The 13,366-nt window shown below is 33.3% G+C and carries 11 protein-coding genes; all 11 read left to right on the top strand.

The genetic code is table 11. The annotated features are described in order from the left end of the window. The first annotated feature begins 1 nt into the window (after position 1). The 11 genes from J2T03_RS16235 to J2T03_RS16185 all read left to right on the top strand — a co-directional run bounded on the left by J2T03_RS16235 (position 2) and on the right by J2T03_RS16185 (position 13,351). Entirely contained in the window at positions 2 to 4,681 is a 4,680-nt protein-coding gene (locus tag J2T03_RS16235; RefSeq protein ID WP_307212647.1) for a fibronectin type III domain-containing protein, read from the top strand. A 2-nt stretch (positions 4,682 to 4,683) separates the two neighbouring features. Next, positions 4,684 to 5,205, top strand: a complete 522-nt coding sequence (locus J2T03_RS16230) for a hypothetical protein (RefSeq protein WP_306843640.1) — start codon at positions 4,684 to 4,686, stop codon at positions 5,203 to 5,205. Next, positions 5,189 to 5,668 carry a pentapeptide repeat-containing protein gene (locus tag J2T03_RS16225; protein WP_307212645.1) on the top strand — a complete coding sequence of 160 codons (480 nt, stop codon included), beginning with the start codon at positions 5,189 to 5,191 and terminating at the stop codon, positions 5,666 to 5,668. The genes J2T03_RS16230 and J2T03_RS16225 overlap by 17 nt, the downstream gene beginning before the upstream one ends. A gap of 4 nt (positions 5,669 to 5,672) precedes the next feature. Next, positions 5,673 to 6,245 (top strand): hypothetical protein, encoded by a 573-nt coding sequence (locus J2T03_RS16220; RefSeq protein ID WP_307212644.1) that lies wholly within the window; start codon positions 5,673 to 5,675, stop codon positions 6,243 to 6,245. Between the two features lie 36 nt (positions 6,246 to 6,281). Then, positions 6,282 to 6,593, top strand: a complete 312-nt coding sequence (locus J2T03_RS16215) for a hypothetical protein (protein ID WP_307212643.1) — start codon at positions 6,282 to 6,284, stop codon at positions 6,591 to 6,593. 177 nt (positions 6,594 to 6,770) lie between these two features. Then, positions 6,771 to 7,268: a CPCC family cysteine-rich protein gene (locus J2T03_RS16210; RefSeq protein ID WP_307212641.1), complete on the top strand. Its 498-nt coding sequence runs from the start codon at positions 6,771 to 6,773 to the stop codon at positions 7,266 to 7,268. 168 nt (positions 7,269 to 7,436) lie between these two features. After that, positions 7,437 to 8,042, top strand: a complete 606-nt coding sequence (locus tag J2T03_RS16205; protein ID WP_307212638.1) for an REP-associated tyrosine transposase — start codon at positions 7,437 to 7,439, stop codon at positions 8,040 to 8,042. Positions 8,043 to 8,363: 321 nt separating this feature from the next. After that, on the top strand, positions 8,364 to 8,855 hold the full coding sequence (locus tag J2T03_RS16200; RefSeq protein WP_307212637.1) for a pentapeptide repeat-containing protein: 492 nt from the start codon (positions 8,364 to 8,366) through the stop codon (positions 8,853 to 8,855). Between the two features lie 86 nt (positions 8,856 to 8,941). Next, positions 8,942 to 9,574 (top strand): hypothetical protein, encoded by a 633-nt coding sequence (locus J2T03_RS16195; RefSeq protein WP_307212635.1) that lies wholly within the window; start codon positions 8,942 to 8,944, stop codon positions 9,572 to 9,574. Between the two features lie 27 nt (positions 9,575 to 9,601). Beyond that, positions 9,602 to 11,098: a hypothetical protein gene (locus tag J2T03_RS16190; RefSeq protein WP_307212633.1), complete on the top strand. Its 1,497-nt coding sequence runs from the start codon at positions 9,602 to 9,604 to the stop codon at positions 11,096 to 11,098. A 159-nt stretch (positions 11,099 to 11,257) separates the two neighbouring features. Then, a complete protein-coding gene (locus J2T03_RS16185) occupies positions 11,258 to 13,351 on the top strand; it encodes a fibronectin type III domain-containing protein (protein ID WP_307212632.1) in 2,094 nt (697 codons plus the stop codon). Positions 13,352 to 13,366 lie beyond the last annotated feature (15 nt).

Genomic DNA, 13,366 nt, shown 5'->3' with positions numbered 1-13,366 from the left:
GATGACTAAGAGTTATTTTAATCCATATAAAGAAATACTGATAAACTCCTATTTGAAGTTTGTCACCATATTCCTGATTATAGTCTTGGGATTAGTTCCTACTGCTGTAAAATCCCAGCAGTATCCTGTTAAACTGATTCCTGTCGTAATACCACCCTATAGTTTAAAAATAGGGGATTATGCGACAAGTACTGATAACAAGCTTCAGCTGCAGGTTTTAATGACTGATTTATTAGAACCTCAGCATCAGACAGGAATTAAATTTTCCCTGGAGGCGGGTTTAAATGCCGTTCCACTGGCGAGATCCAATGATTTTATTGTGGGCATGAATCCTTTTATGCTTTATCCGGGTAACAATGTTACATTGACCAATGTAGACCTCAGATCCTTATTTGAACTACAGAATCTATCGGGAATCAATGCTGTTCAGTATTCCAAACCGTTGTCTGATGGCGTTTACCAGTTCTGTTTTCAGGCTTATGATTATTTTACTAAAAACAATCTTTCAGCGAAAGCCTGTGCTACGGTGTTCATGGTTCAGTATGATCCACCCATGCTTACGCTGCCTCAAAATGCCGAAAAAGTGCAGGCGCTTTCACCTTACAGCGGAGGAGCCGGTATTGTGTTCCAATGGATGCCGAGACAGATTGCACCCAACACGAAATATATTTTTACCTTAAAAGAGCTTTGGGATCAGGGGCAGAGTCCGATTTCAGGATTTCTTTCTGCACCTGCACTTTGGACAGAAGAAACTTATGCTCCTACCTTATATTATGGAATTGATAAAACCCAGCTGCTACCGGGCAAGAGATATGCATGGCAGGTACAGGCTAAGTCTGGAAATCCGGTTTTAGGAGCTAATCCAACGGACGATAACGGAGTGTATAAAAACAATGGTTTCTCCGAGATTTTTTATTTTGACTATGTAGAAAACTGCGCCGTTCCTACACTTTTAATGGCTAAAAATGTTGGCAGAGGAAGGGTAGAACTAAAATGGAGCATTGCAGGTCAACCGGCAGGTCTGTATAATGTGCAGTACCGTAAAAAAGGAAGCACGGCAGAATGGGTAAGCCAGCAAAGTTACCAGGCTTCTGCCATTCTTACCGGACTGGAAGACCAAACCGAGTACGAATACCGTATCGGTTCTGTGTGTGGAAATATACAGACTTTTAATAACACCAATCCATTTGAAAACGGCAATTCCGGAGGAAACGCCTATTCATATAGCGGAATACAATATTTCACAACTGATGCTAATGATGTAGATAATAATTACCAGTGCGGGATTATGCCTGCCATTGATATCGCCAATAAAACTCCATTAAATACTCAATTAGGAAATAATGAAGTCTTTATGGCAGGAGATTTCCCTGTTACGGTATTATCAGCACAGGGAAGTGGAGTATATACTGGGACAGGATATATTGAAGTTCCGTATTTGGCAGATACAAAAATCAAGGTAAGCTTTACCAATATTAAGCTTAATACCGATAAAAAACTGATCGAAGGAGTTATTGAAACCACTTATGATCCGAATGAAACTGCAGTACATTATGCTTCGGGAGGTTTAGGAGAAACATTTGGTGATGCAGGAGTAAAGGATGTTACCGTAGATTATGTTATTACGAATGTCACTTATACGGCTACGCCACCTCCGGGGAAAGTTACCGTTTATGGTGATTTTGGTACGGGAGGGACCTCAAGTCAGCAGGATTTCCCTGGAGGAAAAGATTATCAGATCAAAGATAAAGATGGGAATATCTGGACGGTTGATGAAAATGGAAATGTAACTAAAGTTGGTAAAGAGGCAGAAGGCGGAGCGTCAACTTCATCAAATACCGATGGCGTTACCGGAAGTGGAAATACAGCGGCTGTTAACCAATACACTGCAAAAGGTATTAAAATCGAATGGAAAGAAGATGCCAACGGAAAATTCGCGTATGATACCGCAGATAAAACAAAACTTCCAAAATCTAAATATCCTTCAGTAAAAGATACAGAAAACAATACGGTATATGTTCCTTATAAAGCTACAGTAAACAAACAGACAGAATTGTTTGATGCTAAAGTAAGCATTACTGATCCTGCACTTAAAGATGCCAAAATTATCTTTAAGACATTGAGCTTAGGGAAGGCTATTGAAGCTATAGAACTTAGTAAGACAAATACAGAGAGAAATTACCAGCTCAAACTTCCGGGAACATTTGATTATGCCGAAGAAGAGGTAATTGCTGTACTGATGCCGAAAGAGAGCACAGGAAAACAAAAAGTAATCAGCAATTTCCGACTGGTACATCTGAGTCCTAAAACGGTCAATGTAAGCCTGGTGCCATTAGATGCCAATTCTCAATCTAAACTACAGGCACAGGGCAATAAGATCAATCAGGTTTATAATAAGATCGGGGTTAGCTTTACCGTAAAAGAAGAACCTGTCTTAGATATCAGCAGCATTGTAAGCGGTAATACGATCAGTAGCGAAGATGCTGATCTCATGAGTACCTACAGTTCTCAGCAACAGCAGATCAACGTGCTTTACAAAGGTACTGATGCAAGATATGTATTATTCGTTACCAACAAGACTTCTTCTACAGGTCAGAATGGATATATGCGTCTGAATGGTCAGTTTGGATATGTGTATAACAATGCTCCGCAGAAAACGGGTGCCCATGAATTAGGTCATGGTGTATTTAAGTTGGAGCACCCTTGGAAAGCTTACCAGACGACAAAAGGAGCTACAGATCTGCTAATGGATTACAGCACAGGGGAAGAGCTTTCTCATTTGGATTGGAAGCAGGTAAATGATCCTGCGTTTAAACTGTATGCGTTCCAGGGACAAAGTAGTGGACAAGATGTTGATAAAAAATTCATACTAAATGAAGACGGATATTTTATAACTCCATCCAACAAACTTATTAAACTCGTTAAAGGGACGGAAATATCATTCTATTGTACTCCTCCGCAGAGCTACCAGAATAATGTGCTTCACGGATTTAAAACTCCTGATGGTTTTTATTGGGATAACGCTACTCAGTATCAGCTTAACCAGAAAACATTTGATGGTTTTTATAAAGTTAAAAAAGATAAAAGTGGCTGGGAAAAAGATAATCTAGGGAACAGAATTTTATTTGCAGACACTAGCTACAACTATAATGGAGCCGGTAAATATTCCGTCTATTATATACTTTGGGTAAATCTTGGAAATAATAAATCTGAATACAGAATCCATAAAGGAGAAATGGATATTACAGGTAGTCAGATTTCATCTAACAAATATTTCGGAGGAGCTATTGCGGATATATCAGTAGTATCAAATCTTCCACAAGTAGATATTATAACTTCTACCGGATGTCAGCAGACTGTTCAGGATAAAGGAGATTTATTTGATACTATTACTGATTCTCAGGGAAAATATGAAATAAAAATCTTCAAGAACAAAGACGGAAAATTCTCTGCGGAATTTGAGCTTAAGAAAACAGGAAACGTTAAAACCAAAGACCAAAAAGAGGGAATTGAGCAACAGGTAAAAACTCTGATGAATGAGAAGCTTAATGAATTAGGCGGTTTAGACGGGAATGAATCTGCAGAGCAAAAGCAAACCACAGAAGATGGTGGCGAGTTTTGGGTACGTAAGATGAATGGCAGAGGCTGGCTGAAAACACTTGGTGAGCTTGGGGGAAGCGTTTGGGAAGATGCAGCATTACCAAAAAATTATTGGAATAAAGATGAAGGCTACAGTAATTCTAACATTCATATACCGCCAACATTTGCAGGAGTTGGAGATGGGGTGATTGAAGAAATTATGGATTATCCACAATTGATAAAATTAGGGTATGATGTTTCTACAAAACAAGAAGTAAGAGATGGACTTTGGAAAGCAGTAAAAAATATTAATTTAGAAAGTATTAAAACTGCCGCTACAGGAGCTATTAAAACCAAATGGGACGCTTATGCCAATAGCCCTGGACACATTACTTACCATGAAATGGGTAAAGATGGTGTTACTATTGTATCGATAGCAATGGGAGCAGGATTCTTCAAAAAAGGAGCAGACGGATTGAAGGATGGAGTTGAAGATACGGGAGAAAAATTTGTTAAAAAGGAAGTAGGAGATATCGCTAGTAGTTTAGAAGACTTGCTTAAAAATCCTAAATTTAAACAAATATATGAACCTTTAGAAAATGGTTCTCATATCAGAAAATTTGGAGATGGAGTGACAGTCGCTGAAGAAGCATCTTTAAAATTATTTATACAAGACAATTATTATAGTGATTTTAATAAAGCATTAGCAGGTGAGATGCCTATGACAGCAGAATATAATGAAATGAAAAAATTAATGGAATCTGCACAGTCTAAATTACCAAAATATAATGGTACTGTTTTTAGAGGGGCAGGAAAAGCCGAATCTGATTTTGCAAAAACTTTAAGTGTTGGACAAGATTTTAATTTTAATGGAAGATTTACTTCTACTTCAACTAAAGATTATATTGCTAGTGATTTTATGAGAGGTAATAATGGTAGTGTAATGTGGGAAATCGAAGCAAAATCAGGGACTGATTTAAAATCAATTAATAGTTCTGAATTTGAAGTGTTACTAAAAACTAATAGTAAATATAAATTGTTAGAAATTAAAAATAATTCAACATCTTCAGATGTGAAAATTTATAAAATTAAAGAGCTGTAATTATGGATTGGAAAATAATAAAGGAAAATTATTCAAACTACGTAGGTCCATATAAAAATTTAAAAGAAGAATTTATATGGTTAAATAATGAGTTTTATTCTTATGAGGTAGATACTGATGAAAGGTGGAATAACATAAATAGTAAAGAAAAGCAACTAGAACGAATTTATCGCTCAAAATCAAGTAAAAAAACAGAGGGATTTAAATTGGGTCTTTTTATTTATGAAGAGAGCATTATAGATTTAGTAGAGGCTATAGATTTAGTGCTTAGCAAATTAAAAAATACAGAGGAAAACAGTTTTCAAATAACAAGATTAATAGCACATTTATATGTAGAGAAAAAAAATGTTAATAGATTTAGAGATTGCAAAAAAATAAAAAGTTTGTTTTATGACAGAATAAAATCTATCATATATGATTGTCTAAATGGGGAATTGGAACATTATTTTATAAAAAAAGCAAATATTCTTTATTTGGAAAGTAAATTGGATATTGCCCAAATGTATCATGAAAAAAATAAATAATGATAATTTGAATGCTATTATTATGTCTTACCAAGACGGAGCGAAATCAAATATTGACAACCTACATATATCAGATTACATATTTGAAAATATAAAGTTTGAATATACGGGATTGAGAAATAATATTTTCGAAAATTGTGTTTTTAAAAATATAAAATTTGAAACAGTATATTTTAACAAATCTACTTTCAAACAATGTTTATTTAATAATTGTGAATTTGAATCTATTGATTTTGGGATGCATGAGGTTAGTTTTGAAAATACAATCTTTTATGAAACGAATTATTATAAAACAGATATGTTATCAAGTTCATTTATAAGTACATACTTTCTAAAATGTAATTTTATTTATTTTGACATTTCAAGTAATACTTTAAAAAATTGTCGAATTATTAATTGTAATCCAGAGGGATTAATATTTTCTCCTGATACTTTTATCAAAAGCAATTTTATATTAGATTAAAATAATGGGAACATTTTCAAAAACCTTTATAAAATTGGAAAATATTGAAGTTATATTATATGAACTCCAAGAATATTTCCTTATTGGTAAAGTAGAGACCTTAAATGATTCTAAATGGTGGCTTTATTCAGAAAATGGAAATGAAACAATTATATTATCTAATAATTATAATCATAATTGGTGCGAAATAGAATTTGAATTCAATTACTCCATTTATTTATATGATGAATTTTTAAGAAGGCTTTCAAAAAAGTTTAATACAATTATACTTTTAGGCTATTATCAATCTACTTTAGGTAATGGTAGAATTGCAAAGTTTAGTAGTGGTGTGTTAGAATTATCTCTACTGCAATTATACTCAAACAATAATGGCTTTGACAGAATTTCCTTGGTTGATAATTTTGGAATATCAAAAAGTATGAAAAATGATTTCAATATTCCAAAACTAGGTGAAGATTGTAATGTTATCGATTATGATTTAATTAATAGTTTTTTTGAAAATAATGGCTTATTACCAGATAATTTTAAAAATTATGAAGAATGGTCTTATCTACATATTGAAAAGATTAATGTATAGATAAGAAAGTGCATTTCCTGATATTAGATAATTATTATGAAAGAATTAGAGATACTTAAATCATTGCTAGGAGCAAATTTTCAATATAATTTTTATATTGATGCAATTGTTTCAGTGAGAAAAGAACTTAGAGATAATGAATATTACAAAAGCAAATTTGTTGATATTATAAAACTTATAATTTATAGAAAGTTACAGAATGGGGAAGCTTTGAGATTAATTCATGAAACAGCAAATTTACTGTTGTTTGATAATACGGAAGAAGAAGCTTACAGATGGTTAGATTTATTTTTAATTAATGTTACTAGTGAAGGTGAAGTCGTACCTTATGAGGATATTGAACAATGAGGACAGATGTTTTATTTATATATAATCAATTAAAATTATGACAGAAAACAAGCCGTAAAAAATATTAATTTAGAAAGTATTAAAAGTGCTGCTACAGGAGCTATTAAAACCAAGTGGGACGCTTGATGAAGCATTAAGAAAAACAGGATTAACCAAAGCAGATATAATTTATAAATAATGAAAAAGATAGCTAGAGAATATGCAAAAACTCAATTGGCAATTTATAAAATTATAAATTCCAATGAGGAAGATCTAAAGCAGATTTTGAATGCGGATTATATTTACAGAAGTGGTGAAAACGAAGGAGAAAATATAAAATATAATACGATTTATGACAAAGCCGTTTCAAAATTTCTTATTAAATATTTTAAAGAAATAATTTTAAAAGGTGTTTCTAATTCTTATCTAAAAAAAATTGTGGAAACGTTTTTCGCGAATTATGATATAGAAATAGTTGGTAAAAATGAAAAGCTCTATAGATGTAGTTGTTGTGGATATTTCACTTTAGATAATATTAGTGAATATGATGTTTGCAGATTATGCCATTGGGAAGATGATGGTACCACATCTAATGAAATAAATAAATTTAGTCATGTAAATGGAAGTACTTTAAATGATTATAAAAATAATTTTGAAAAAAAATTAAACAGTATAGAAATAATTTTTGATAAATAAATTTGACATACATTAAATTGATAATACGTAAATAAGTATTTACAAGAGTAGAAGATCATTGAATAAAAACTAACAAAAATAATAATTATAAGGAAGATAAAAATCAGCCTGATGTACCCCCGCTACGCAAAGTCTCCTGACTTTGAGCAACAATGAAAAAAATAATAAATGAAAGAAGGCTATATTATACGAGACCAAGAAAAACCACACTTTATTACTTGTACAGTAGTAGATTGGGTAGATATTTTCACAAGAAAGATTTATAAAGATATTGTGATTTCGTCATTAGATTATTGCATAAAAGAGAAAGGAATGATTTTGTACGGCTACGTAATAATGAGCAATCATATTCATTTAATAGTGCAATCCAAAGAAGGTAAGCTATCAGATTTGATAAGAGATTTGAAAAAATTTACAAGCAAAAATATTTTAGAAGCCATAAAAACAGAACCCGAAAGCAGAAGAGAATGGATGCTGGATTTATTTAAAAAGGCTATAGAAAGCCATAGCAGAAATAAAAATTATCAGTTTTGGCAATACGGAAATCATGCAGAAGAAATATACACCCTACATTTTATGTGGGATAAGCTAAACTACATCCACCTAAACCCAATAAGAGCAGGTATTGTAGAAAAAGCACAACATTATATATACTCTTCGGCGAGCAATTATCTTACAGGTAAAGGATTATTAGGAATTGAATTAGCTGAAAATCCGATAATTGACGTAACAAAAAAGAATGAATTTTGGAAATATGACAATTATGATGAATGAATGATTTGCTCAAAGTCTGAGACTTTGCGCAGCAGGGATATTTAAAAAACCAATTAGAAGAGGCACAGCAGAGGTTGATTTTGTTGACGGAGATAATATTAATTGGGATGTAAAAGCCCCACCTTCAACCAAATATTTCAACCAGCTTGTACCTGGAATGATTGACAAATTTAAATCTGAGATCAGCAAAGGAAGAAAAGTATTACTAGATTGTACATATATGACGGATTCTGATTTAAACTTATTGCGAAATGCAATGAGGAATGGACTTTCTACAGATGAACTAAATAAAATAGTTGAAATAAATTCAATATTAAAATAATGGATAAAAATGTAAATAAAATAATAATTGATTATGATAAATTTATATCATCAAAAGGTGCTTTGGGGAGAAAAGGCACTTTAGAAGAAGTGTTTGTAAAAGATCTAATTATTAAAAATAAAGATTTAGAGGGGATTATTATAGGAGATTCAAATGTAATTACAATTATTTTTGAAAGTACATATTTTGGAGGAGCATTGATCATAAATTCAATTTTTAAGAATTGTATTTTTTTAGACGTTAATTTTCGAAAAGCCGATGTGAATAATTCTAATTTTCAAAATTGTTTATTTATAGACTCTAAATGGATTGGAACTTCTATTCAAAATAATACATTTTTATGTTGTGAATTTATTAGTAATGATTTTACTAATACATTAATTAGTAAAAATAAGATCACTAATTCCTTTTTTTTAAACAGTACAAAAACTGACAACACGAGAATATTAGACAATTTAATCATAGATACACAAGGTTTTGATAATAATTAGACAGCATTAAATTTGTTACTACAGGAGCTATTAAAACCAAGTGGGACGCTTATGCCAATAGCCCGGGACACATTACTTACCATGAAATGGGTAAAGATGGCGTTACCATTGTATCGATGGCAATGGGAGCAGGTTTCTTTAAAAAAGGAGCAGATGGATTAAAGGATGGAATTGAGGATACTGGGGAGAAATTTATAAAAAAGGAAGCGGATGATATTATTGAAAAAACAATACCGAGTAAGCTTCCAGACCCAAATGCATTACCAAAAGGGACATACTCGAGTTTATATGAATGGGAAAGTGAAAAAGCAAACGAAAATTTGATAGATTATGCAAATGTCTTTCACCATTGGGCAAATGATAGAATGATGTCAATGATTTTTGAGTTTGAAAAAGATAATGGTCTTGTCCCAACACGACATGATAATGATGGAGATTTAGAGTATCTGAGTTCTTGGGATAGTGGGGTATTTACTTTTCATATTAATGAGAAAAATGAATTGGAATATAAAATCGTTCTGACCAAAAATGGATTTGAAAGAGTCTTGGAAATGCCTTTGAAAGATTATTTTATAGAAGGAATTTTGGAACACTACCAAATAACTAATACAGAACTTTCAGATGAATGGAAGCCTTGGAATACTTTGATAATTAAATCACCTCATAATAGTATTCCTTATGATAAAGTGGATGAATTTGTAAACTATACTAAGAAATAGATAAAAATTAAGAATAAACAATATACAATGATGAAAAAATTATTATTAACCGCAGTATTATTTGTAAGTATTTCTGCATTCTCTCAGGAAATAAAGATTAAAAAAGGAGAATTGCTTCTTGATAATAAAGCAGTTGCAAAAGTAGATGATAAAGGTAGAATCTATAAATTTAGTGATATGAACGGTAAATTACAGTTTGATGCTACAGTAATTAACGGAAGAACCATTGGTACACAGTCAGATAATGGATGGATAGAGTATACAGGAACAAACGGACACGTAAAAGAAGCCAATCATACAGAAGGTACCTTTACGCTGAGTATGGGAAAATTAATTGTACAAAATGCCATGGCACAGGGTCTTATTACAAAAGACGGGATCGATGAAGCAAAAGTAAATGAATTTTTCCTTACTGAAGACCGCTCTCTTTCTGATACAAGAAAAAATGGTATTACTTCTCAAAAAACAGAAGCAAAAAATGAAGATGATCTGGGAATTTCGGTAGATTTTAATGGAAATATCAAGAATAAAAATGGGGAATTTTTAGGATTTCTTACAAGAGCATATATAGACGCTTCGCAATCACAGTTTTCGAGTACGGCAATGATGGATAAATATTTGGAATACCGCGTTTTCGATATTAATAAAATACTTATAGCAAAATTACAGTGTTCAGATAGTGATATGACAAATGAAGATAAAGGATTGAAAATTTATACCTATGATAATAAAGAAATTCCAATGACTGCTAAAAACGGGATGAACTTTCAAAAACTGGAACTGTTACCTTTACTGGTAGACAAAATAGCAGACCGTATGGTAAAAAAACTTTATGCCAACGGATATACTTTAGGAGATATGAAGCCGGTTTTTGAAGGAATGGCAAAAGAAAAAAATGATGCGATCAATCAGAAAAAACAGGAAGCTGAAAATAATGCCAAAGCCAACTCCAAAAACATCTATAACATTTCCGGCTATGTTATTGATCAAAACGGCGCTAAAAAAGAAGGAAATATTACGATAGAATTCGAATCGATAGATGCAAAACTAGGAAGAGAGAAGGGCATGGGTGACCTTACTAATTACGGAGGTACTGTTACATTGAATATTGAGGGCAAAAATGAATTTTTCAAAGCAAAAGACGGTATAAAATTCTGTGCTGGCGAAAGATGTTTTCTGGGAACTCAGGGAACAGAAGATTCTGGCACAGGAAACAGTAGTGGCTCTCAATTAAGCATATTGGGAGAAAGCCAGTTTTTTGAGATTCAGGCAGAAAATAACGGAAGTTACGTATTGAATCATGTTAAAAACCCTCAATATTATTACCTGAAACTGAATAATCAGTCTAAGGCTGCCTATATGGGGGATAAAGCAGGTTTTGGGAAAAGAAAACCGGAAAAAATTAAGAAAATATTTGATGAATATGTAAGCTGTCCGGCTTTAGATTTTTCAAAGTATGATACCAAAACAAAAGAAGGACTCATCAATGTTTTGAATGATTATCAAAGCAGTTGTAAAAAGTAATAATTAACATGTCTTCCTGTTTTTCAATAAAGCAGGAAGATTTTAAACAAAAATCATATTGAAGCAAAACTACATTTGAGCTGAATGTTTTAGAAATATTTAATAATAAAAAACTAGATAGCCAAAACCCAACACGTGAAATTTAAAACACATTGTATTTTGAAAAAATATTTATTACTCTTAGTCCTGCTTTGCTGTGGCTTATTGTGGGGACAGCAGAAGGATAAAGACAAAGCCATCATCCCTCATATCCGTCTAAAAGTAGACGAAAAAAAAGACCGTATTTCTCTGCGATGGGCGGTAGACGAGCCTATAGCCTGGCAAAAAGCCAATAAAATCGGATTTTCATTAAAAAGATTCACCCTTTCCCGTGACGGAAAGGTTCTTCCAAAAGCAGAAGAAAAAGATTTGGGAATCTTCAAACCCGCTTCCGAAAACGAATGGAAAAAAATTGTCGAAAAAAATGATAATGCAGCCATTGTTGCGCAATCTCTTTTCGGAGATAGTTTCGAGGTGGAAATGGGAGAGAAGCAGGGTAAGCTGGAAGGTGTAGTCAATAAATCTCAGGAAGTTGAGCAGCGGTTTGCCTATGCATTAATGGCTGCTGACTTGGATTTTGAAGTGGCAAAACTTGCAGGCTGGGCTTACACAGACACTAATGTGAAATCCAATGAAAGATACCTTTATACCGTAAGTATCAATACTTCCGAAGGAACCTTGTTAGTACAGAAAGGCGATGCTTTAGCTACTACTTCTGCAACTCATGAGCTTCCTAAACCCCTTGATTTTATCGGAATATTTAAAGATAAAGCCGTTACCCTTTCATGGGAATATCTACAATTGAGAGATACATATACAGCTTATTATGTTGAAAAATCTCAGGATGGAGCCAGCTTCAAATCCTTAGGTGATCTTCCTGTGATGAATATGAATGACAACGATGGAAGACAGGTGCAGGGAATGACCTTTGTGGATTCTCTGGCTCAAAATACTTCTACATTCAGCTACCGTATTCGCGGAAAGACAATCTTTGGAGACTACGGTCCTTATTCCGATGTGGTTTCAGGAGCAGGAAAGAAAAGCCTTGAGGCAACACCAAGAATCTCAGATTTTATTATCGATGAAAATGAAGAGATCAAACTGGAATGGGAATTCCCTCAGGAAGATGAAAAAAATATTACGTCGTTTGAATTATTACATTCTGAAACAGATCTGCAGAACACCTATAAAGTGATTAAAAACAAGATCCCGGTGAGCAGCAGAAGTATAATTACAAAAAGTTTGGCGCCATCCAATTACTATAAGGTACAGGCCGTTGGTAAAGCCGGTGATAAAAGAGAATCGTTCTCGGTTCTTGCCCAGCCTAATGATACAACACCGCCGGAAACACCACTACAGTTTGAAGGGAAAATAGATTCACTGGGAGTAGCCCATTTGAAATGGAAAGCTAATACTGAAAAAGATCTGGAAGGCTACCATATTTTCAGAGGAATACAGAAAGGAGACGAATTGGTTCGTGTAACTCCTCAGGCCATTACCAAAAATCATTTTGAAGATAAGGTCGTTTTAGAGAACCTTAACTCGAAGGTATATTATTATGTAACGGCAACAGACAGGAGAAAAAATCAATCCACACCATCAGTCATTCTTGAATTGGAGAAGCCTGATAAAGTAAAACCTCAAACCCCGGTTTTTACAGAATATAAGCTGGAAGATGATGGTAAAATTACCATTAGCTGGATGAGAAGCCATAGTGATGATGTTGAAGTTCACCAATTATTCCGTAAGACGAAGGATGCTGCCGAAAAAAGCTGGAAAATGATTTATGAGACTAAAGATATAAAACCGGACTATACGTACACCGATAAAGAGGTAGAAGCAGATAAAAGCTACACGTATTATTTGTTGGCCATTGATAAAAGCAAGCTGAAATCTGATAAGTCTCAGGAAATGACACTCAGAAGCAACAGGATTGAGGCTTTATCAGTATTGACCAATCTTTCAGGTTCAGCGAACAGAAATAAAAAACAAATTGAGCTTAATTGGAAGATCAATGGGAAAGATACCGGGGAAATTTTAGTCTACCGTCAGAAAGGCACCGAAAAGCCAACGATGTGGGGAACGTTAAATGGAGCCCAGAATTTTCTCGAAGATAAATCGGTTCAGACAGGTAATTCTTACACGTATCTTATAAAACCGATGCTGAAAAGCAATCAATTGTCTAAAACCGAAAAAATTACAATTGAATATTAAACATCAAACACAAAT

Origin of the sequence: Chryseobacterium lathyri, assembly GCF_030812195.1 — a bacterium.
Lineage (GTDB): Bacteria > Bacteroidota > Bacteroidia > Flavobacteriales > Weeksellaceae > Chryseobacterium > Chryseobacterium lathyri_A.
This window is presented reverse-complemented; position numbering and strand designations above follow the sequence as displayed.